General features: G+C 75.2%; 1 protein-coding gene (running past one end of the window). It reads right to left on the bottom strand.

What is annotated here, in order from left to right:
• Window positions 1-4: 4 nt before the first annotated feature.
• A protein-coding gene (locus tag OG538_RS36185; protein ID WP_406099878.1) for a lonely Cys domain-containing protein crosses the window boundary here: on the bottom strand, window positions 5-24691 show its 3' portion. The gene runs 12555 nt beyond the window's last position; 24687 of the gene's 37242 nt are visible here — the last part of the coding sequence; its start codon lies beyond the right edge, outside the window — the gene reads right to left on this strand; its stop codon occupies window positions 5-7.

The following is a 24691-nucleotide window of genomic DNA, read 5'->3' as shown; positions in this document are numbered from 1 at the left end:
CTCATCACCCACGCGCACCGCCGACGTCGCCCGCCCCCGCACCGTCGCTCTCCCCCGCACCGCCGGGCGGCGTGGCGGGCGCGAAGTGCGGGTTGGCGACGTACGGTCCGAGCGGCATGCCGTACTCCATCGGCTGCGCGCCACGGATGTACCGGCGGTCGATGCCACCGGGGAACAGCACTTCCTCCTGGTCGGGGAAGGGCGAGGCAAGGCCCAGGGTGGCGTTCACGTCGATGCCGCCGGGGACCTGGATGTCGTAGCGCCAGCGGTAGCGGTGGTACAGGGCGTGGGCGCCCATCGGGTTGGCACGGGCGCTGTCGCGCACGTAGTGACGGTTCGCGGTCGTGCTCGCGAAGACGGTGGTGGGGACCAGGGAGCTGCCCCCGTAGACGTGGTCGAGGAGGTGCACCATGTCGGGGCCGTACGCCCTGAGACCCTCGCCGAAGACCCGCTCGGGCCCGTCGGGGCTGAAGCGGAACAGGGGGCCGTCGTGGTCGCGCCACAGCGCGTCGGGGAGCGTGCTGCCCGCCAGTGCGGCCGGGTCGGCGGCGACGGTGGCGGGGTCGACGGGCGGAGCGCTGCTCACCGGCCCTGTGGCGGGCCAGATGACCGGGACGGGCGGGGGGCCGTCCTCGGCCGCCGTGTGCGGCTCCGTCAGCAGGCGTGAGGAGGCGACGAGTCCGCGGCCGGGCAGGTACCAGTCCCAGGCCGGGCCGTCGGAGTACACCTTCCCGGCCATGTCGGTGACACCACCGGCGGACGGGCCGTCGGAGTTGTACTCGCCGCGCAGTCCGAGGGACGGTATCTCGGCCACGAACACGTGGAACTCCGCGTCCTCCTGGCCGTAGCCCCACACCGTGTGACGGTCGGTGGAGGAGGCCACGGGGAAGGCCTCCAGGGTCTCCGCGAACCGCTCGTCGAACCGTCCGTCCGCCGCATAGGGCTGGGCCCTCCCCGCCGGGTCCGCAGCGGCTGCGCCGGCGTCCGGATCGGTGGCGGTGCTCGCGTTCCACTCCGGGTCGCGCACCCCGTCCGCGGTGGCGGGCGGCCCGAAGGACGGCAACCGCGGCACGGTCCTGCGCCATACGCCGCGCCGCTCGTCCGGGTCCCGCGTCGTCCCCGTGGCCCGGGGGTCCGCCACGGAAGGCGCACCGCCGTCCGTGGCCCGGGGGTCCGCCACGGAAGGTGCACCGCCGTGGCTCCATACCGTCCGGTCGTTCGTGAGGGAGAAGTGGTGCTGGTCGCGCAGCTCGCCCGAGCCGAGACCGGGCACCAGGAGGACCACGGGGCGGTGCCCGCCGATCAGCGGCAGCTCCGGGTCGGACTCCAGCAGCGCGTAGAGCTCCCGCACGGTGACCTGCGCGGTGCCACCCGGCAGGTGCAGGACCACGGCACCGGCGGTGTTCGTCTCCGCGTGCACGAAGTAGGGGGCCACGGCGCCCTCCTGGGCCCACGGGGCGGACTCCGGCGAGCCGGTGTCAGGGGCGGTACCGGCCCCGGCTGTGAACAGACGCGCGGGCTCCGGCCCGCCGGAGGCCGGCGTGGGACCCCAGTCGCGGCCCTGGAGGGTGCCGTCGGGCGCACGCATCCGGCTCCCGTCGGCGAACGCCCCCATCGTCTCCAGGTGGAAGACGGCCAGCTCGTCCGGGTGGCCGGAATCACGGCCGGTGGCGAAGGCCTGCTCGGTCAGCTCCCTCAGCCGGGCCTCCGCAGCCGCGTCCCACGCGGTGCCGGCGGGCATGTGGAGCACCGCGCGCCCCGTCTCCTCCCGCTCCGCCGGGGACTTGGCGTCGAGCAGCCGTGCCGCGCCGGTCATCGCCCAGAGCGCGCGGGCGTACGCGCGCGGCGTGAGCGGTCCGGTGGGCATCCGCAGCACCGACCGGACCGCTCCGTCGCCGCCGGCGGTGAGCCGGTCGGACGCGGCCCGCAGTGCGGGCACGTCCCATACGGCGGTGAGCGCGGCATCCCCCGGCGCGGCCAGGGCCCGGTCGAGCACGGCCTCGTAGTCGGCCGGCTCCGGTGCGGCTCCCCCGTCGGGCGCCGGCACGAGGAGCTGCCACAGCTCCATGCGCAGGGGGGTGTAACCGCTCAGTGCCGGGTCGTTCGCCCGCAGTGTCTCCAGCGCGCCGATCCCGCGCAGCAGCCGCTCGTAACGGCCGCCCGGCACGCCGCGGTCCGCCTCGACCTCGTTGCCGAAGACCAGCCGCAGCGCCCGTACCAGCCGCAGGGCGCGCGGCGCCTCGTCGTCCCAGGCGGGGAGGCCGGTGGGGCGCGGGAGGGGTCGCAGGCCCGCCGCCTCCGTCAACTCGGCGATCGTGCCCACCGGTTCGGGCAGGAAGGCCTCCATCCTCGCCAGGGTGCCTTCGGGTGTCGCCGCGAGCAGCCGCACGGTGTCGTTGTAGCCCGTCCTGCCGGTGGCGGCGGTGGTGGTGCGCCCGCTGTGGTTGGCGGCGTGCTGCGCGAGCGCCACCTCCTCCAGGGGGTCCTCGACGAGCGGGGCGGGCCTGATGAGGGACTGGCGGCGCAGCGGGTCGCCGGCCACGGCGCCGTAGCAGCTCGCGACGTGCAGTTCGTCTCCGGCCGCCCGCGCGACGACCTCGGGCAGCCCGCCGATGTAGCGCCCGCCGTCCTCGGCGCCGAGCAGCAGTACGCGGCCGTCCTTGCCGGCCAGCTTCAGCCCGCCGGGGACCCCGTGGGCGTGGAAGGTGTAGACGGACGCCTCGGGGTCCGGGACGGTCTCCTCCGCGCCGACCGTGTGGAAGGTGTCGCCGAGGCGGAGCACGTGTGTGCGCTCCCGCATGCCCCGATACAGCCGCAGCCGCCGTTCCCGCAGCCGCCTGCGGCCGTCGTCGGGCATCGACTCCCGGCCCTCGAAGCGGTGGTCCGCCCCGACCAGCGGGCGGGTGTGCACGTCGCTGTCCCGGAACCGGACGCCGTCCACCGTGACCCACTCGCGGTCCTCGGCCCGCGCGGCCCCGTCCTGCGGAGGGTCGAACGGCACCCAGTCGCCGTACGCGTCGTCGGGGTCGGAGTCGACGAGCGACGGTACGGAGGGGACCGGCCCGGTGGTCGTGGCGTCGGGGTCGCCCTCGGTGCCGGTGACACGTCCGTCGCCGCTGGGTGCCCATACCGTGCGGCCCAGCCGCTCCGCCGCGGCCCGCGCCAACGGCCCGTACTGCGCGCCCGCGTACGGGCTCACCAGCACCACCGGAACGTCGCGGGGCAGCGAGGCCAGCACGGGATCAGCGGCCAGGAGGTCTGCCAGCGCCTGCGGTCCGAGCTCCCGGCCGTCGGCGAACAGGGCCTCGTCGTATCCGGCCTCGGCCGCCACAACATACGCCGCCTCGCCCCAGGGTGACGCCCCTTCGGAGACGGTCCGCAGCTCGCCGCCCCGTTGACCCTGGAGCCGGGTCCGTGAGGGGTCGATGCTTCCGACGCCGGTGCCGGTCCAGTCGCGACCGCGCGGAGCGCCCTGGGTGTCGGTCATCAGTGTGGCTTCGGACAGTAGCGGGTCCGACGCGGCGTCGACGGCGCCCGGGGACGGAAGAGAGCCGGTGGACGGCGACTCGGGCGGGGCCGGGCTCCGGGTGCCCCGGCCGGTGGACCGGGGCACCGGCGCGGGAAGCGTGCGAGGCGCGTCCCCGGCCGCGGTGTACCGGACCGGGCGCGTCTCGTGCCAGACGTCGGACGCCGGCACGCTCCCGGCGACGGCCGGGTCGCGCAGGTTCAGCACCGGCTTTCCGGAGTCGCCGGCCGCCGACAGGTCCGCGGGGAAGTCGGTCCACCAGACGGAGCGGCCCAGCCGCTGGGCGAGCCGGTGGGCGACGTCCCCGGCGTCGGCGGGCGGTCCCGAGAAAGCCAGGACCACGGGGGTGGTCAGTTCCCGGCGCATCAACGGCAGGTCGTTCGCGAGCATTTCCGCGAACTCGGCGGTCGGCACGCCGGACGTCTCGCCGTCGTAGGACAGGCGGAGGAGGTCGGGGTCGTGCGGGTCCGGGGCGACACGCACCAGGTACGGGACCGGTGTGTCCGTCCCCTGCTTCCACGGCGCGTGCACCACTCCGGCGGGTGTGCGGAACTGCGCCAGGTCCACGTCCGACGGCATCGGTACGCCGGTGAAGTCGCGGCCGCCTCCGTGTGCGCCGTCCTGGACCGTGCGCAGACGGGTGGTGGTGTACGCGCCGGACTCCTCCAGGGCGTATGCCGCCGCCGCGTCCGGGTCGGACGCGGCGCGGCCCACCGCGAAGGCGCGGGTGATCAGGTCCAGCGTCTCGTCGCGCTCCGCTCGGCCCGTCCGGGCGCCCGGGGGCAGGTGGAGGACCTGCGTGATGAACTCGTGCTGGCCGGGGTCGGTGTCGGGCAGCGCCTCCTCGGCCTTGACGCGGGCCCAGAAGATGCGTGACCGCTCGGTCACGCCGACCTCGTCGGTCTCGATGTCCAGGGCGGTCGCGGCCTCGTCCGCGGGGTCGCCGTCCCGCATCCACTGTGCGGCGGCCTCCACCGCCGGCAGGTCCACGAAGCCGGCCAGCACGTCGCCGGGCCACATGGACCACTGCTCGGCGGCGGCGGTCAGCGCACGACGGGTGGCTTCCTGGTCCACGGCGGCGGCGCCGCCGGCGTGCGCCTCGGTCACCCGGCGCAGCAGGTCCAGCGTGAAGGGGCCGGCCGCGTCGAAGTCGGAGTCGCTGCTCCACATGTGGTCCACCGCCGCCGCACCGCGCAGCAGATCGCCGAAGTCGGGGGCTTCGTCCACCTCGTGCCCGAACGTGAGCCGCAGCGCCCGCACCAGGCGCAGCGTTCTCTCGCGCGCCTCGTCCGTGACGGGTCCGGCGCCCGTGCGGTAACCGGCGGCCTCGGCCAGGCGGTCCAGTCCGGGGCCCGAGGGCTCCGGCCGGAACAGGTCCCAGGCCCGGTGGCGTCCCTGCGCGTCCGCGTACAGGGTGCGCATGTAGTGGCCGCCGTCCGACCGCGCCCCCTGCGAGCTGTACGCCAGGCGGACGGTTCGTCCCGTGCTGTTCGCCAGGTGCTGTCCCATGGACACGTCACGCAGCGGGTCGGGGACGAACGGGCCGGGGTAGGCGTCGCTCACGGTGGCCGGGGCCGGCACGGCACTTCCCCCGGGCGCTCCGCTCCAGCAGACCACCAGGTCGATCCAGTGGTCCTCGGGCAGGCTCGCCAGGCTCTTGCGGCGCTTGAGCCACGGCCCGGCCTCCCGCTCGTCGACCAGCCGGACGCCGCCGTCCCGCAGCGCCAGTTGGAGGACGCCCGGTTCGCCGTGCATGTCCAGGCGGTAGGCGGTGTCCTCGGGGCCCGGGCGCGGCAGGTCGTGTTCCTGGGACGTCCCGCCCGTGGCGGGGTAGTGGTGCACGAACGTCGTCATCCGGTCGAAGTGGCGGCCCTCGTCCTCGAAGTGCTCGGCGTACTCGGCGGGGTGGTGCGAGGCCCGGCCGATCTGCTTCCCGGTCAGGGAGCTGACGATGGGCCGCGTCACCACTGCGCGGTGCCAGGCCGGTGCGTCGTCGTCGGGGTCGGGGGCCAGGCCGGGCACGCTCGCGATCCAGTCGCCCTGCGGGACGCCGAACCGCCGGACGATGTCGATGGTGCTCGCCGCTCCGGGCGCCGAACTGAGCGTCACCTCGCCGCTGTGCGCCCACACCGTCAGTCCGGTGCGGTCCGCGAGCTTGCGCGGCAGATCGAGGTAGGCGTCCGCGGCGAAGGGGATGGCCAGCACGATGGAGGTGCCCTGCGCCGGCACCTCCTGCGCCACATCCGCCGCGACGAGCTCCACGAACTCGTCGACGTCCAGCTCGCGCGTCGAGCCGTCCGGCAGCCGTGCCTCCACCCGGTCGTGCGCTCCGTCGGCGGCCACGACGTAGGGGGGGACGCCCTGCGGCCACGGGGTCCGCAGGGTGTCGAGGACGTCGTACGTACCGGACGGGGTGTCCTCCAGCACGTCACCACTGGCCGTGTCCAGCTCCGCGACGGTGTCGGCGTCCCAGTTGAGACCCGGTACCCGGCGGCCCTGAACGGTGAAATGGCGTGCGCGGCCGGGCGCTCGCACACCCAGCTCGGCCAGGTGGAAGGCGCCCAGGGCCGCGAGGCTCGTGGCCGCGCCGGCGGCCGTGGACCGTTGCACCAGGGCGAACAGTTCCGCCAGCCGGTCCTGTCCGACACCCGCGCCGGGGTCCAGGTGCAGCACGCGGCGGGCGAGCGCGTCCAAGTCCAGCGAGCGGTCGCGCAGGGAGCGGTCACGGCGACGCAGGGTGTCCAGGGTCTGCATCGCTGCCGCGTCGGGCGGCTGGGTGATGCCGATCGTTGCCTGCCGGCCCAGCTCCGCGCGGGTCACGCCGTCGAGGGGTCCTGTGCCCACCCAGTCCTCGGGGGGCGGGGCCATGCTCCGCGCCCCGACCGTGAAGTCCTCGACGGTCAGGCGCGGTCCGCCGACGGGCAGGTCCTGCTGGAGGTCTTCGAGGGCGCGGGCCAGCAGCCGCCGGAACAGGGTCCGCGCGGTCTGTGCGCGCCGCCTGGCCGCGGCGGCCTGCTCGTCACGGGGCGCGTCGGCGCCGTAGCCGGTGACGGCGACGCGCGGCAGCGACACGCCCGCCCGCCGGTTGCGCAGCCCCGCGGCGGCCACCTGGGACACCAGCAGGCGCAGGGTCTCCGTGCCGTCCGCGGACGGTGTCGTGATGCCGTGCGCGTACGCGACCAGGCTGCGCGTGGGCAGTGCGGGCGGCGGCGGGGCGGCCGGGGCCGTGCGGACGGGCCTGGTGATCACGGATGCCGAGGCCGTCTCCACCCCCCGCATGGGGTCCGAGTCCGTCTCCACACCCTGCATGGGGTCACCGGCCGAGGAGCGGGCCTTCCCGGAGGAGGCCGTCGGGGCAGCGGCGCCGGTGGTCTGCCCGCCCGTGTCCACGGAGGCCGTCCCGGCCGCCGGGCCGTCGCCGGCCGCGCCCGGCGTGCCGGACGGCGGAGCGGCGGGCAGGGGCGAACCGACCGGGCGGCGGCCCTCCTGGACCCCGCCCCGGTCGACGGGCCGCGCCTCGCGCCAGTCGGCGGCCGTCGGGCTGGTCAGGGTCATCAGCGAACCGACGAGCGTGGGCACCGTGACACCCGCGTCGTCCGTACCGGACAGCTCCACCGGGAAGGGGCTCCACCACACGCTGCGGCCGAGCCGCTGGGCCACCAGGTCCGCGACGCCGGGCGCGGGCCCGTCGAGACCGTCCAGTACCAGCAGGACGGGGGTCGTCAGGTCCTTGCGCCGCAACTCCGGGTCGGCAGCGAGCAGTTCGGCGAACTCGGCGGCCCGCACCTGGTACGCGGCGCCGTTGAAGGTCACATGGAGGTCGTTGCCGTCCTGCAGATCCACGGAGGCCCGCACCAGGTAGGGCACCGGCTTGGCCGCGCCGGAGGCGTCCTGACCGGCCCACGGAGCGGCGACGACTCCGCTCGGCACCCGGAACGTGTCCAGTCCGGGCAGGAGGGCTGCGGCGCCGTCCTTCCAGTCGAGACCGCCCCCCAGGGCGGACCCCATGGTCGTCGCCGCCGGGGCGTGGTCGAAGGCGCCCCGTGTCTCCAGGTCGTACGCGGCCGCCACATCGACGTCGGCCATGTTCCGGCCCGCGGCGAAACCCCCGGTGAGCAGGGTCAGCGCCTCGCCGAGCAACGCCTCGTCCACGTCGACGGCGGGGTCGAGGTGGAGCACCCGCGTCGTGAGCGCGTCGGCGTCCTGGGCAGCGAGCAGTGTCTCCTCGGCCTTGACCCGCGCCCAGAACATCCGTGCCCGCCCGGCTCCGTCCACCTCGTCGGGGCCGGAGAGCTTCAGCGCGGTGACGGCCGCCGTGTCCACCGCCGCGGTGTCACCGAGCCAGCGGGCGGCCGAGTCGAGCACGGGCAGGTTCACGAAGCGGCTCACCGGCGTGGACGGGCCGGACTGCCAGGCCTGTGCCGCCGCGGCCAGGACACGGCGGGTGACGTCCCGGTCCACCCCGGACGCGGCCTCGGGGTGGGCGGCGATCACCCGTCGCAGCAGGTCGTGCGAGAACGGTCCCGTCGGGCCGAGATCCGGATCGGCGTGCCACATGTTGACGACCGCGGCGGCTCCGCGGATCAGGGTCGTGAAGTCGTCCGCGTCCTCCACGTCCTGCCCGAGGAGCAGCCGCACGGCCCGCACCAGGCGCAGCAGCCCGGCACGGCTCCGCGGCGACGCATCACCCTCGAATCCGGCCAGTTCCGCGAGGCGGTCGAGCTCGGCCTCGTCGGGCTCCGGACGGCGGGTCTCCCACCACCACCGGCGGCCGCTCGCGTCGGTGAACAGCACCCGCACGGGGTCGTCCTGGTAGGTGAACGCGCCCTGCAGGGCGTAGGAGAGGCGCACCGTGCGCCGCGTCTCGTTCGCGAGGTGCTGCCCCAGGGAGAGGGCGTCGTCCGCGAGCGGATCGGCGGCGAACGGCACGGCGAAGGAGTGGCCGGCCTGGGAGAGGTCCTGCGTGGTGCCGTCCTGGGGGGTCGAGGAATAGCAGACCACCATGTCGAGCCAGTGGTCGGCGGGCCTGCTCGACAGGCTCTTGCGCCGACGCAGCCACTCGCCCGCCTCGTGCCGGTCCGCCGTCCTCGACCCTCCGTCGGCCATCGGCAGCACCAGCCGTCCCGGCAGGCCGTGGCCCGCGAGGTGGTAAGCCTTGTCCTTCGGCCCCGGATCGTCCAGCGGGAGCTTCGCGGAGTACGTGCCGGTGGCGGGGTCGAAGTGGACGTACAGGGTCATCTGGTCGAGGCGGCTGAAGTTGTGCTCACGCGGCCCGGCGAGCTCGCCGGGCGTGTGCAGGCTGCGGCCGATCTGCTCTCCGGTCAGCACGCTGACGAGGGGCTGGGTCAGTACGTCACGGTGCCAGTCCGGCGCGCCGTCGTCGGCGCCGGGCGCGAGGCCGGGCCGGACCGGGAACCAGGAGCCGTGCGGCAGTCCGTCCTGCCGGATCACGGCGATGGTGCTCGCCCCGGCCGGGCCGGGGCTGCGTCGTGCCTGGCCGCTGTGGACCCACACGGTGCGGCCTGTCCGGTCGGCGAGCGTGCGCGGCAGGTCCAGGTACCGGTCGCCGGCGGAGGGGACCGCGAGCACGATCGGGACATCTGCCGGGAGGCCCTGCAACGCCGGGTCCGCGAGGACCAGATCGGCGAACTCGGCGGCGTCGAGGTCCTGCGCCGTGCCGTCGGGCAGCCGCACCGTCACCGCGTCGTGGCGCCCGTCGGCCAGCACGGCGTACGGCGTCTCGCTCCACGTCCACGGGGCGAAGTCCGTGATGCCCATCGACTCGAAGCCGCCGGACCCGTCCGGCCGGAGGCCCTCGATGAACATGCTGTCCAGTTCGACGACGTCGGATCCGGCCCAGTTCAGGCCTGCCACCCGGGTCCCGCCCACGGTGACGTGCCGGGCGCGGTCCGGGGCGAGGACGCCCTGCTCGTCGAGGGAGAACGCCGTGAGGGCCGCCAGGCCGCCGGCCCGCCCGGCCGCGAGTGCCCGCTCGACCATCATGTACAGGTCTCGGCGCATCTCCGGGTCGACGAGGACGGACGGGGCGAGGTGGAGGACGCGCCGGGCGACCGCGTCCACGTCGAACGTACCGGTGCGCAGCTCCGGGGCGTCGCGGCGTGCCGCGTCCAGTGCCTCGACCGCCGCCGCGTGCCCCGGCGACGTGAGGGCGATGGTGGCCTGGCGGCCCAGGTCCGCGCGGCTCACCGGCTCCGGCAGGCCGGCGATGCCGCCCTGGCGGGGCAGGCGCGCCCGGCCACGCCGGGTGATCCTGAAGTCCTTCGGGGTCAGCCGGGTCCGGCCCGCCGGCAGATTCGTCTGGAGGGCGCGCAGCGCGTCGTCGAGACTCCGGACGAACAGGTCGTACGCGGTCCGGGCACGCTGGTCACCCCGCTGCCGGGCGGCCTGTTCCCGCTCCTGCGCGGTTCCGGCCCCGCGTGCGTCGGCGCCGAAGCCGGCGATGTCGATCTTCGGCAGCGGCACCCGCGCACGCAGGTTGCGCAGCCCGGCCCTGGCGGCCTGGAACGCCAGGCGTTCGACGTCGACCTGGGCGCCGGCCGAGGGGCGCGTCTCTCCCGGGGCGTACGTCACGAGGCTCTGCCGGGGCAGGCGGGCGAGCGGACGGGGCGGGACCGCGGTCGTCGGTACGGCGAACACCTGCTGCGCGCCGTCCGTGTCCAGCGCCGTCGGGTCGGTACTGATCGGCTCCGCGTCGGCCATGTCCACGTCGGGGGCGGCCAGGTCTTCGAGGCCCGTTCCGAGCAGGTCGGAGTCGAAGTCGCCGAAGTCGAAGTCGAAGTCACCGAGGTCGACGCCGTCCCATGCGGAGATGTCGAGTTCGCCGAACCCGCCGGTGTCGAGCACCGGTTCGTCCGGGGCCGGCATGTCGATGTCCGGCATATCGGCGTCGGTGCCCGACTGTGGGACCGGGGCCGGGGCCGGGGTGGCTCCGGCGTCGGTGGGGGTGTCCGCGTCGGCGCCGGTGTCCGTGGCGGGCGCCGTCCAGCGCTGTCGCAGGCTGAGCCCGGAGCGGAGCGTGTCGGCCAGCTCCACGGCGGACGCGGGGGCGGCCCCGGTACCGTTCCAGGCTCCCAGCAGGTGGCCGGCGACACGGCGTACCGCGTCGCGGAAGTCCTCACCGGCGTACCGGGAGTCGGCGAGGACCGCGTGCGGCTCCGCCGGGAGCACCAGGGAGAGGGCGGCGTCCCAGGCGCGGCCGGTTCCGCTCCCGCCCGTGTTCTCGGGGACCGTTCCGGCGAAGTCCGCGTACGCCCGTGCCCACAGCCGCCTCGACGCTTGCGCGGCGGCCGTGTCCATCGCGTCCGACCAGGCGCCGTCGCCGGCCATCCGCACCCGCATCAGGTCCAGCGGCGACAGCGCGCCCGCGGGCAGCCGGTCGTCGCCGCGCAGCATCATCTCGGTCCGCTGGCCGACGGAGAGCGTGATGCCCGCCGCCGCACGTTCCCGCGGGCCGAAGGTCTCGCCCTCGGCGGGCCCCGCCGGACCGGGCGGCAGGTCGCCCTCGGTCAGCTGCCCGGCGATCCATACGCGTTCCCGGTCGGTCCGCGGGACGACCGGGGCGGCCGTTTCACCGTCGGCGGCGTCGTCCGGCCCGGTGTCCCGCGCGTCGGGGGCGACGCCCAGGGCCCACAGCAGTGCCTCGGCGTCCTCCAGCAGGCGGCGTGCGGCATCGGCCTCGGCCCAGGCTTCGGCCGCCGCCGTCCCGTCACCGCCGGCCCGCTCCGCCGTCGCGGCTCCGGCCGCGGCCTCGACGAATGCGCTCGTCGCCCGTGCGTGCGCGGCCCGGGCGGTGTCGAGTTCCGGGGTGCCGGTCCCGGCGGTGGCGCGGGCCCCGCCCGTGCGGGGCGGCTTCGCGTTGGTGGCCACCGCCGTACCGGGGGCACCGGCTCCGTCGCCCTCGGCGCTCGTGATCCGTCCCCAGGTACCCGCTGTGGCCGGCTGACCGTCCGGGCCCGGCAGCACCGCGACGGTGTACGTCCCGGTCGCCGGGTCGTGGTGGAGCGTGGTGGCGCTGTGCGTGGCCCACCAGTTGCGGGCCGAGTTGCGGGCGCCCTCACCGGGGACGCTGCCCTCGACGGGCCGCGCGCCGGACGGCCTGCCGTACGGCACCACGGCGACGACCTCCGCGTAGCCGTCCTCGGAGAGCAGCTCCGGGTCGCGGAAGACCAGTTCGCCGAACTCGCCGGGCGGCACCGGTCCCTGCATCCGCAGTCCGTCGGCGTCACCGTCGGCGACGTACACGAAGGGCCGCGGACGGTGCGGATCGGCCGACCAGGGCGCGGGCTCGGTGCCGACGGGCACGAGCGTGCCGTCGGGCGCGTACCCGAGCAGGGTGACGACGTTCGGGTCGAACGTGCCCTGCGGCCGGGACACGCCGTCCAGCGCACGGCCCCAGGCCGTGCCGTCGTCGTCCGTCAGGAGCCGGTCCGGGTCCAGTGCGCCCTGCTGCTCCAGGTGGTGTGCGGCCAGCTCGCCCAGCTGCCGCGGATCGCGGCCGGCGGCGGCGGCCCGCCGTGCCACGAGGACCGCTTCGCCGAACCGCGCCGGGTCGGGCGCGGGCAGGTGCAGCACGGCTGCGGCGAACGCGCCCTGGTCCATCTGCCCGGTCGTCAGGGCGACCTTGAACGACGCCCACACCAGCCGCGACCACTCCGCCTCGCCCACCGGCGCCGAGACGTCAAGCCCCAGAATGTCGCGGGCGATGTCCTCCCGGTGGGGCGTGGAGGCGAGATCCGTCAGCATGTGGACCAGGTGCGGCAGCGCGATCCAGCGGGTGAGGGGTTCGCGCGGGCCCGTGTCCTGGCGCCGGGCCGCCTCCACCAGCAGGCTCCGGTGGGCGTCCGGAGTGAACTGCGGTACCGGCCCCGTCGCGAGGCCTCCCGTGTGATAGCCGGTCAGGAGCTGCTCGTACAGGTCGAGGGTGAACGTGCGCGCGCCGTCCCGGTCCAGGTATGGATCGGCCTCGCGCATCAGGTCGAGCGCGCCGATGCCGCGGAGCAGCACCGGATGATCCGGGGCGTCGTCGACCGTGGGGCCGAAGATCTGACGCAGCGCGCGTACCAGCCGCAGCGTCCGTTCCTGTACGGCCTCGGGGACCGGACCGGGGCCGTGGTGCAGCCCCGCGTCGCGGGCCCGCTGCTCCAGTGCCGCCCCCGTGGGCTCCGGTCGGAACATGCTCCACGGGTAGGCGCGGCCGCGTGCGTCGGTGTGGAGGCTGAGGTAGGCCTCCTGGGCGCCGTGCCGTGACTGGACGGCGGCGTTCATGAGGGTGGTCGCGAACACCGTGCGGCCCGTCTCGTTGGCCGTGTGCTGGCCGACCGGCACGTCCGCGAGCGGGTCGGGTGTGAACGGCAGCGGGCCGTCGATGTGCTGCCCGTGCATCTCCCCGATGCCGGGGGTCGCCGCCGCGTAGCAGACGAGCAGCACCACGGGGTGCTCGGGGGCGAGGGAGGCCAGGCTGCGGCGGCGGGCGAGCCTGCGGGCGAACTGCGGCCCGTCGTCGGTCCGCTCCCCCTGCGGGGTGTGCCACATGACGGAGCCCGGCAGGCCGTGGTTGTTGGGGAAGTACGGCGTGGGCAGGTTGAGTTCGACCCAGGGCACGGGTGCCGTGGGCTGCGTGGCGTCGTAGGAGGTGCGCTGGAAGGTGTACGAGGTGACCGTCCCCAGCCGGCTGTGGGTCAGCGTCCGCGACCAGCCCCCGTCGTCGGAGTCGGCGAGGTCCATGGAGATGTAGCCCGTGGACCGGTTCCCGTGGTGGGCGACGGACAGGGAGCTGATCTCGCCGTCCACCGCGTCGGAGGACGACGTGGGCTGTGTGGCGGGCGTGTTGGAGAACCACTGGCCCCGGGGCGCCTGCTTCTCCTCGTCCAGCAGCAGGACGACCGAGCGGTCCGGGGCTCCGGGAAGGCGCCCGATGGCCGACCGGCCGGTGGTGGCCCACACGTCTCTGCCGAGGCGGTCGGCGAGCCCGCGCGGCATGTCCAGGGAGGCTGCCTCGGACCGGGCGACGTGCAGCAGCAGCGGTCCCGGCCGGCCGGCGAGGCCCCGGTCAAGGGCCATCAGCTCGTTGAGGACCTCGGGCGGGACGGGACGCGCGAAGCCACCGAGTCCCCGTACCACGACCCCGTCCGGCCGGCCGCCGAGCAGCACGAGGTACGGGTCGGGGTGGCCCGGGGTGGGGAGCCACGGCGCGGTCTCGGGCCCGCTGTGGCCGGTCGTGCCGTCGGGGGCACGCGAGACACGGCCGGTGGTGCCCGGGTCGAAGTCGGCCGGCAGGGCCTGGCCCAGCCAGTTCCAGCCGCGCGGGCGGCCCTGCGCGTCGGTGAGCCGGAAGTCCGCGTGGAAGGCGCCGCGCCGGACGAGGTAGTGGGCGGACACCGCGCTCAGTGTGCGGACGCCTGCGGTGGAGGGGTCCGTCACGAGCCGCATGAGGGCGCCGCGGGCGGCGGCGTTCACGGTGTCGGAGGGATCGAGGAGCAGCGTCCGGCGGACCAGGGCGTCCAGGTCCAGGAAGCCGCCGCGCAGCTCCGGGTCCGTCTCCCTCAGCCGGTCGAGCCGCTCCAGGCCCTCGGCGGCCCGCCCCGGGTCGACGCCGTTGAGGGCGCCGAGGCCGTACAGGGCGTCGAGGATCGCCTCGCGGTGCCGTTCCGCGTCGTCGGGCGACACCTGGGGCGACGCGGCGGTGGTGCCCTGGTGCGGGGCGGGAGCGTTCGGCATCTGAGGAGCCGGGTGGTTCGGCTCGGAGGCGACGGGGCGGGTGTGCACCGGACGGTGCGGAAGCGTCGCACGGGTGCGCGCGCCGTCCTGCCGTACGACGCCGCCGACGGGCTTCGGTTCCAGCTCGTCCAGGAGGGCCTGCGCGTGCTCGTCGGGGAAGAGCCCGTCCCGCGCGACGTTCTCCCTCAGCTCCCGCTCGCCGAGGGGATGGACGTTCCAGTACCGGCCCCAGTTGTCCGTGTAGTCCAGCGCCGGGTCGTGGCCGGGCACGCCGTCCAGTGCCAGCTGGGCGCCGCGCATCACCTCATGGGCGGTGTGGTGGCCGACGGTGAGCGAGATGGCCAGCATCCCGGCCCGGATCAGACCGAGGTCCAGGTCGAGGCCCCACTGGTCCCGCATCCGGGCGGCGTGCAGCAGGAAGCGGTACGTGGACCCGGCTGTGCCGGTCGCCACCAGGCCGCCCGAGTCCTCGGACCGGCCCTGGAAGCCGGCGCTCATCGCGAGGTCATACACCGCTGTCGCGGGCATCCAGGTCAGGCCGGCCTCGTCGACCGCGATCCGGCGCTCCGCCGCGCTCAGCGGCGGGCGCGCGGTGTCCGGGTGTGGCGGATCGGCCACGGGCCGCGGCAGGTCCCTGACGGCGGCCTCCTTCTCCTCGAGGGTCAGGGCCGACTGCTGGATCTCGATGGCGCGCCGCATGTACTCGGCGTAGGCCTCCCTCTGCCGGCGGCTCGGCCGCTCGGCGGCGATCTCCGGGTGCTGCTCCTCCACGCCGCCGAGCATCTCCGGCACGAGGTTCTCGGAGATCCCCTCGTACAGGAACGCCACGAGCTCCCGCAGGTTTCCGCTCCTCAGCACTCGCTGGAGGGCATCGCGGGACGTGCCGACGACGCCCGCCTTGAACTTGCTGGTGTCTCCGAACGTAGCCAGCGCGCGCGGATGCCTCATGCGCGCGGCCGCCCACGCGGCACTCGCCATCTTCCGGAACTCGGCCGTCACCGCCTCGTGTTCGGCCAGGTACTCGCCGAGCCGGCGGTCGAAGGCGGCGGACTCCTCGGCGTAGCGGATGCGCGCCATGACCCACGGGGGCGCGTCGCTGTTCCTGCGCTCCGGGCTGGGCATCGCGGAACGGCCCCGGGAGCGGGACCTGCCGCGCTCGGGGGTGGGTACCGTCAAGGGCTCGGCTGTCTCGTCGGGCCCGGTGGACGGGGATTCACCGTTCTCCTGCCCGGCGACCGGGGATCCGGAGGTCCGGTCGGGTGCGGGCCGCTCGGACGCGGCCGCGTCCCTGACGGGCGTGGTGGTCCCCGACGGCTGCGACGAACCGGGCGGGACGAGCCGCTGGTCGTCGATCTCGATCGTCACTACGCGCCCCTGGGCCGGGTCGGTGGCCCTGCGCACCCGCTTGGCGGCCTTGGTGAGACCGAAGTCCCTCACGCCGACCCGCGGTCCGTCCGTGTCCGCCTGAAGGGTGGTCAGGATCTGGCCCAGCCTGGTCGCGAGCGCCCTCGCGACGGCGTCCGCCCGGTCCTGGCCGCTGGCCTGCGAGCGATTGCCGTGCCCGGTGAGGGTGATCCTGGGCATGGGCAGTCCGTGGGCGCGGTTCCACAGTCCCGCCCGCGCCAGTGACTGCGCCAGGCCGTCGATCGTGCCGTCCGCGTCGGCGGGGACGCCGTGGTCCCCCTCGTCGAAGTGGATCGCCTGCTGGTGCCAGCGCGGCGCGTGGCCGTGCAGCACCACCGTCGTCAGCGGATTGGCCACCGCGGGAGAGGAGTCCGACAGCAGTGCCGCGTTGACCTCGTGCGCGGACTCACCGGGCCGCTTGCTGTACGCACGGAAGGACCAGAGGTCCTTGTCGTCCATCACCGGCGCGGCGTCCCGGATCGTTTCCCTCGCGCGGGAGCGGGCCCGGTCCACCTCGTCCAGTGCCAGCGCGTGCTCGGGCCGGTCCTCGTCGAAGAAGGGGGGCAGTTGCTCGGCGTCGTGGACGGCAGCCAGGGCCCTGGCGACCCGGGCGAAGCCCTCCGGACCGTCGGTCTCCGACCGGTCCGCGCCGCGTTCCCGCGCCTCGGCGACCTGCCGTTCGGCACTGCGGGCCAGCTGGAGGAGCTGGTGCTCCCCGTAGCGGTCGAGGTTCTCGTCGATGACGTCGTCGAGGGCCTCGGGGGAGATCGGGGTCCGGGAGTGGGTCTCGTTCTCCAGCGTGATCTGGTGGGTGCCGTTCTCGCTCTCCAGCACGACCTGCGCGAAGTGGTAGGGGGCGTGGGGGCCCACCCGGTCGCCGGACTTGGCGTGGTTGTGTGTGAACAACTGCGCGCCGCCGTCGTTCGTGGTGCTGACCGACTGGATCAGATAGCCCTCTCCGACCCCTGCCCACGCGTACTCGTTGACACCGATGCGCCGCGCGGCCGACGCCAGCGGGGTGCGCAGCGGGTTGTCCGGCTCGTAGCTCAGGGCCCGGCCGTAGCGCTCGCCCGGTGTGGGCGCGCCCACCACGCCACCGGTGAAGCGCTTGTCCCTGCCCGCCTGGCGGGCTGCCCAGCGGGGGGTCACCTCGGCGGCGGGGCGCGAGCCCTCGGCGACCTCCGTCAGCGCCTGGGCCAGGTGGTGCGTCCCGGTGACCTCACGGCTGTGCTGTCCGTTCACCGGGGCGGTGGAGACGACGGCGCCGGTGGGCCCGCGGAAGGCGATGTGGGACAAGGGGGCGTTCGTGGAGCCGGCCACCATCTGGGCGAAGGTGCGGGTGAAGGCGTGTTCCGAGGCGCCGGAAGCCGTCAGGAACTCCGGCTCCACCCGGTACAGCGGTTCGCCGTAGGAACCGTCCTCCTTCGGCAGCAGCACGCCGGCCGACTCGTCGGTCTTCAGCCGGACCCCGGCCCCTGCCGCGGTCAGCCGCGCCGAGGAGCGTTCGACCGCCGCCCGGGTGGCGTACACCTGGCGGCCGCGGCCGGTGGTGTCCCCGTCGCCCGCGAGCATCGCCAGCGTGCGGTCCTCGGAGATGTGCAGCGCCGGCCGGCCGGCCGTGGGGACGGTCCCCTGGTCCTGGCGCGGCAGGACCAGGGCGTCGGAGCCGGTGCCTGCCCGGACCTCGCCGACGACGGGCGGGAGCGGCCGGGTGAACAGGACCCCGGTACCGCGCTTGTCGATGACGCCGTAGTCACGCGTCGTCAGCGGCCGGGGGCGGAGCCCCTCGATCTGCCGTTCGAGGACGGCCTGGTCGGCCAGCCGGTCGAACTCCGCGTCCCCCTCGGTACTGGACAGGTCGTCGTCGCTGTCCAGGACGGGCCCGCCGTCGGTGTCGCTGTCGAAGTCGCGGGCTCCGGGCAGGCCGTCGCCCTCGGACGGGTCGCTCGATGCCCAGCCCGCCCCGGTGTTGCCGTCGTTCAGGTCCAGCATGAGGTGGCGCGTCCCGGCGGTGGGATGCGTGGCGACGTCGACCGGTGCCTCGGGATACCAGACGCGGCGGCCGGTCGTCCCCGTGACCAGGAGGGCGACGGTCGCGGCGTACTCCGGAGGCAGCGCCAGGACGATGTCGGCGCCGCGGGGCCGCCGGGAGTCGTACGAGATGAGCATGGCCAGCTCGTCGGCGCTGTCCACCCGGAATGTACGCCCCGGCATGGTGACCTCGACGGCGTGACCGGCCGCCCTGGCCACGACCATGTACGGGTTCTGCCACGGGGCGGGACGCGGGATGACCCGGCCCCGGCCCCGCACGGCGTAGGAGGCGGGCTCGGGGGCGGGCAGCCCTCGCCCGGTGAAGTCACGCCCGACGACGGCCCCGTAGTCGTCGCGCAGCAGCGTGGCCTCGTCCATGGCGCCGCGGCCGGTCTCGATCTGCCGCTCGATGAAGTAGACGGCGAGCTGCTCGGTACTCGCGAGGTCGTCGGAGGAGGCGTCGAGCGCCAGGGAACCGAGCAGCAGGAAGTCCGCGGGGCCCGGCCGGGACCCGGAAGCCATGTGCAGGACCTGACGGGTGACGCGGTTCAGGCCGTGGCGCAGCTCACGCGACGTCGGCTGGGCGGCCGCCTCCTCCCGGACGAGGTCGAGCAGTGCCTCGGAGGTCTCGCGGAGCCGGGCACGGGGGATGTCTCCCCGGTGCGGGCCGAACACGGTGTCCAGCCAACCCGGATCGGCCGCCTCGTCGTCGGAGTCGGAGTCGTCGGACTCCTCCGCGAGCGGGGAGAGGTCGCGTCCGGGGGGCAGCGGGGGCGGCACCGCACCGTCCGGACCGGACTGCGGCGAGGCGTCGGGGAGCGACACCGGGTCGACCCACACGGGCTCCCGGCTCTCCGCCGGGGCGTCCGTCCGCGCATCGGCCCAGCTCGTCCCCTCCGGCGAGGTGTGCGCATCGATGTCCCCGGCCACCGCCGCCCACAGCTGGAGGTGGCGCGGGCGCAGACCGGTCTGCGCGACGCCGTCGGGGGCCTGCTCCCGGAAGGGTCCGAGCAGGCTGCCCGGCGCGTGGAGCCGCCCGGGGTTGGTCGCGTCGCGCGTCTCGTCGCGCAGGAACAGCTGGTGCGCGAGTTCGTGCGCGAAGTCCGCCGGGTCTGCGTCGGCCCACCACGCCCGCTGGTTCATCCGCTGGTCACGGCCCACGAGATCGACCGTCAGGTGGGGGTTCTCGTCCGGCCGGACCGGCTCGACGGTGACGTGCAACCGGTCCCCGTTGGGAAGCTTGTGCCCGGGGCGGTTGTAGAACTCCTCCACGCCCCGGAGCACCCGGGCCAGGACGGCATCGGTGTCCGCCCGTCCGTCGCCGGGACGCAGGGCGAGCCGCACGGTCAGGTCGGTGACGGTCTCACCGGCGTGCGTGAAGCGCCGCACGTCGAAGGCCGACCGCACGACGACGCGCGGCCGGTCGTCGAGGCGGGCGCGGGGCGGCTCGGACGGGGACGGCCCGGGGGGCGTGGCGTCGGCGGACTCCCGCAGCGGAATGCGCAGCGCCGAGTCCCCGTCGCCCTCCGGCACCAGGTACAGGGCCGAGCCGTCCGCCACGACCCGGTGGGGTGTGGGCTCCTGGTCCAGATCCGCCATGAGGAGCGAGAGCGTCTCCATGTTGTCCACGCGGCCGATCCAGCCGCTGTCGCCCCGCAGGATCGCGCCTGTTCCGTGGACGAAGTCGTGACCGAACCTGGCCCACCCGGTCGGCGGGATCTCGTCCCCTCCGGGGAGCCGGATGTGTCCGGTGTCGGCGACCTCGTAGCGGAAGGGCTCCGGGCGGGACTCGGCGTCACGCGTGTACGTGAACCACAGGTTCGGCCGGGGGCCCGCCGTGGCCGTCGCGTCGTCCGTGTCCGGGGCGGCCCGCTCCTTGCCCTTCCCGGTGTCCGCGGGTGCGCCGGTGGAGGGCGTGCCCGCGTCGGGCACGTCGGCGGCGGACACGATGAAGCGCGGGTCGACTCCGTAGCGGGGACGCCCGACGGTGACCGGGCGGCCGATGGGCCACTGCTCCGCCACCGGGTCGGCGCCGTCGTCGCGCGAGCCGCCCGGCAGGCGCGTCTGGGAACCGCCGCGCGGACCGCGGACGGCGACGTCCCGGGGGCCGCCGCGGTGGTCGTCGACCGTGATGTCGACGGTGGCGGTACCCGCGTCTCCGGTGGAGGGCCGGCGGCCGCGCACCGCGACGGGTTCCACGGTGAAGCCGTCCGCGGTGAGGTGCGGTTGCGGAGTGTCCTCCTGGTAATCCGCGAGAGCGTCGGCGAGCTCCTGCCGGAAGGAGGCCGCGACCGCCTCGGCACGTGTCCTGGTGAGGTCCCGGCCGAGCAGGCGCGCGCCGCGCACCCCGCTGATCCTGACGTCCGGCAGCGGCAGCCCGTTCGCGGCGTTCCACAGCCCCGCCCTGGCCACCACCTTGGCGAGGTGCCGGACGGGGTGCTTCGCGCTCTCGGGCGTCCGGTGCGTGTCCTTGGCGAACGTGACGGAAACCGGCAGCGCCAGCTGTCCGCGGAGCACGACGGCGGTGAACGGGTTGGCCTCGGCGGAGGGCGTGTCGGACAGCAGTTCCGCGTTGGTGTCGTGGGCCGACTCACCCGGGCGCTGTGCGTACATCCGCATGTACCACTGCCGCTTGCCCGGGATGACCGCTTCGAGCTGTCCGACGCGCGTCGCGGCCGCGCGGGTGGCCGCTTCCAGCGTGCGCTCGGCTGCGGCGCGCTCCGGCGAATCGGCCGGCGCCGCCCGCATCTCCGTACGGGCCTGGCCGGCCCTGATCATGGCCAGCGTCAGGTCGAGGTGGCCGCGCAGCTCCGCGAGGTGCTCGTCGTCCCCGGCCTCCTGCCGGCGCTCGATCTCCTGTCGCAGGAGCGCCGCGTTCTCCCGCATCTCGTCCACCGTGAGGGTGTCCAGGTTTGCCCGGACCGCTCTGCGGTGCCGGTGGTTGCGTACCGAGGAACGCGCGTGGTTCTCCAGGGAGATCTGGTGGCTGCCGTCCTCGCTGGCCAGGACGACCGTGGCGAAGTGGTAGCCGAAGTGCGCGCCTCCGGCCGCGCTCTGCGGCTTGGCGAAGTTCTGCTCCAGGCTCGGCTGGCCCTGGGCGCCGGCCGCCGCGACGGACTGGACGACATAGCCCTCGCCGATGTCGGCCCACGCGTGCTCGTTGACCCCGATCCGGCGTGCGGCGTCCGACAGGGCGTCGCGGCGCGGGTCGTCCGCCTGGTCGAGGCTCAGCGCGCTTCCGTACGCGCGGCCGGGCAGCGGACCGCCGTCGCCGCCGGTGGGCCGGTCGTCCCGGCGGGCGAGGGACGCCGCCCAGGCCGGATCCGCCGATTCCGCCGGTATGTCGCCGTCCGCGACATGGCTCAGGATGTCGGCGAGGTGATGGGTGCCGGTGACCTCCGCGCCGTCGGAGGCGTTGACGGGCGCCGTGACCGCCGGTCCGCCCCCCGGACCACGGAAGACCATGTGCGAGGTGCGGGCACCGTCGGCCAGCATGTCCGCGAAGTCCCGGCAGATCTCTTCGGTGGACTCGCCGGAGCGGGTCAGGAAGACGGGGACGACACGGAACAGCCGCCTGGTGCCCCCGTCGGGGGTGGGCAGGATGATGCTCAGTGACTGATCGGTCCGCAGCCGCACCGCGAGTCCCGCCCGTGCCAATTTCACGGAGGCGTTCGCGACGGCTTGCTCCGTGGCGAAGACCTGCTGCCCGTAGGCACCGTTCTCGACGGCGAGCGTGCGGTCCGGGGAGATCCGCAGGGCTGGCCGGTCACTGACGAGCGTGTCGCTGTACTCCTGTACGGACATGGCGATTTCGGGGGCGTCCTCCGTGCCGCTCAGTGCCCGCGGGGTCTGCCATCTGCCGCGGATCCCCCCGGGCCGGCGGAACAGCACGCCTTCGCCGCTGTCGTCCACGACGCCGTAGTCCGTCGTGGTCAGCGGTTCCGCCCGGCGTGCCGCGATCCCGTCGGCCCGGTCGGAGTCGTCCTCGTACAGACCGATGAGCTCGTCGAAGTCGCCCGAGCCGTCCGCGTCCTGGTCAGGCCGGACGGACGTCCACACCCTGCCGACGTCGTCCCCGACGGGGCCCAGCGTGATGCGCTCGGTGCCGGTCCGCCAGTCGGTGGACGGGCGGGGGGCGTGCTCCGAGTACCAGACCCTGGAACCGGTCAGATCGGCGACGTGCCGCGCCAGGACCTCGATGTCCTGGTGGGGGAAGGCCAGGACGACGTCGGCGCCCGCCGGCCGCGCGGAGTCACGTGCGACGAGCCGGGCGAACTCACCGGGGTCGTCCAGCGTCAACGTGCCGCGCGGCGTGTTCAGCAGGACCGATTCCTCGCTGTCCTGGGCGAGGACCACGTACGGCTCGGACCACGGCGCGGGCCAGGCGCTGATCCTGCCGTCGTCCCCCTCCACCGCGTACGAGTCCAGGGGCGGCACCTGGTCCCCGGTCCCGGTCCAGTTGCGCACGGTGGCGTCCTGCGACATCAGGGCGGTCCCGCGGTCCAGGGCGGCGTCGTGCCGTCGCAGGTGCGAGGCGAGAGCGCCCTCGTCGGCCAGCTGGGCCGGGGACGCGTCGAGTGCCAGCGAACCGAGGAGCAGGAGGTGCTGGTCGGTCACCTCGACGCCGGGGCCGAGGTTCAGCACACGCCTGGTGAGGTCGCGGAGAGGGTCGCGGGTGCCGGTGGCCGGCTGCGGTGCCCTGCGGGCGAGCTCCCGCAGCGACAGCGCCGTGCCGACGAGCATCTCGGGAGAGTAGTCCTCCCGGACCGCGGGGCCGAAGAGGAGGTCGAGCCAGGCCTCGTGGGTGCTCCCGGTGGTGCCGTCCTCGCTGTCGGAGTCCAAGTCGGAGTCCGACTCGGACTCGCTCTCGGATTCGCTGGTGTCGTCGGTGAACCGGAACTGCGCCAGCGCCTCGGCATCGGACCGCGAGGGGCCCGGCCTGCCGGACAGCGTGTCCAGCTCGTATGCCTCCTCCGCGTCCCGCAGACCCGGCGTCCCCTCGGGGGCAGGCGGCGGGGACAGCGGGTCGGGGGCGGGTTCGCGCGGCGGCGGCGGGACCGGCGGCTCGTGGGCGGCCACCGGCGGGACGACGGACGGCGACGTGCCCGGCGCGGTCGTGGTGGGCCGGGTGGTGCCGTCGGTCTGCGGCCCCTTCTTCGGTGTGGCCTCGGATCCCGTTCCGGTCGCCGCGGTGCGCGGGACCAGCGGGACGAAGTCGCCGCCGCGGCGGCGGAGCCGGATGTGCGGGCCGCCGTCGCCTGCCGGGCCGGGATACGTGTGGGCGGTGCCGTTCTCCTCGATGAGGGTGACGGTGGTGCCGGTCGCTCCGGCGGCCCACTCGGCGACGGCCCGGTCGGCTCCGGGACCCCAGGGGGCCTCGGCGAGGTGACGGCGCAGGCGTCCCTCCAGCGCGTCCTTGCTCGGCGTGGGATCTCCGCTGCGCGGTACGAGGGGCGGGGGCGCGAACAACGTGTCCCGCTCCGCCGGGTCGCCCGGGAGGCCGGCCAGGCGCATGAGCCGGGTCGGCACCGTCTCGGAGCGCATCCGCAGCCGGGCGGCGACCCGGCGGTCCGTGCCCGGCAGGCCTGCGGCGGCGCGCAGGGCCGTGGAGAGAGCGCCGAAGAAGCCGTTGCCGCGTCCCGTGGGCGTGCCCTGGGTGTAGGTGGCGCCGTCGGGCGCGGTGAGGACGCCGTCGCGTGCGAGGCGGTAGCGCGGTCCGCTGCTGTCGGCGGGCGGCAGCCAGGGCGCGGTGGTGTGGCTGCGGTGCGTGGGCGGATCCCCGGCCGTGGTGTCCGCGCCGGAGGTCCCGGCAGCCGCCGGGGCGGGCAGCGCGCCGGTGGCCGGGGCCGGGGAGCCGGGCGGGAGGGCGGCGTGGAAGAAGCCTCCGGCGGAGAAGAGCACCGGGTCGGCGGCCGGATCGACGGCGGCCGGATCGGTGCCGTGCGGGAGGAACAGCTGATCGCGGCCCTCACCGGTCACCACGGTCAGCGGGGTGCCGAGGACCCGCGCGGCGAGGGCGGGCAGCAGGTCGGCGCCGCCGTGGTCCCCGGCGCGGCGCTCGGGCGGGGCCGGAGCGCCCGCCGGCTGCTCGGCGCCGGACGGCTCGCTCGTGAACGGGCGGGACAGGGCGGCGGTCGCCAGCGCCACACGCTGTTCGGGCGTCGGCCAGAACGTCAGTGGGAGACGGCCGAAGGCGTCGAACTCGGCCTGCTGCTCCCGGGTCAGCACCACGCCCGCGCCGTCCAGTTCGGCCTGGGTGAAGGTGTCGGCCGTGTCCAGGGCGAGGGCGTCCAGCAGATCCTGGTTGCCGTCCTCGCCCAGGGCCCAGGCCAGGCGGTCACGGGCGGCGCGGATGGCCTCGGCGCCGACCGCCGGGTCACCGGGTGATTCTGCGAAGCGGCCGGCGAGATTGCCGCCGAGCAGGCGGGACAGCTGCCCCCTGGCGACGGCGAGCAGCGCGTGGAAGAACGAGGCGCCGTCGTGCGGCACCTCGTGCACCTCGCGCACCGTGGCGCCGTCCGGCGAGGTGAGGGTGCGCGGGGTGGAGCCGGTGGCGTCGGTGATCCCGTACGGCTCCGGCGCCTCGGACCGCCATCCCGGCGCCGTGTACTCCTGCGGCGCGTCCGCGACCGGGACGGATGCCGAGCCCTGGTGGTGGGAGGTGAGACGGGAGGCGGCGAGATGCAGCCGGTGGTGGTCCGCGGCGGCCGTCCCGGCGCGCCCCTCCCAGAGCCGTGCGGCGTCGCGGGCGGCCTGCCAGGTGATGACGGCCGGGGACTGGGCCGACTCCCGCGGCAGCACGGTCGTCAGGGGCGGGTCGCCGAGCGTGCTCCGCTCGGCGGGGCTCAGGGAGAGCCAGGCCTCACGGGCCCGCGCGCGAGCGTCGTAGTACTCCTTCTCCGCCGCGGCGAGGTCGGCGGCCGCCTTGGCCATGTCGTCCCAGGCGGCGCTCGCCTCGGCCGGGAACGAGCTGTCGTCCAGAAGGCCGTAGTC

Source organism: Streptomyces sp. NBC_01013, from assembly GCF_045162765.1.
In the GTDB taxonomy this organism is placed as follows: Bacteria; Actinomycetota; Actinomycetes; order Streptomycetales; family Streptomycetaceae; genus Streptomyces.
The sequence above is the reverse complement of the archived record's forward strand: the minus strand, read 5'-3'. Positions and strand labels throughout refer to the sequence as shown.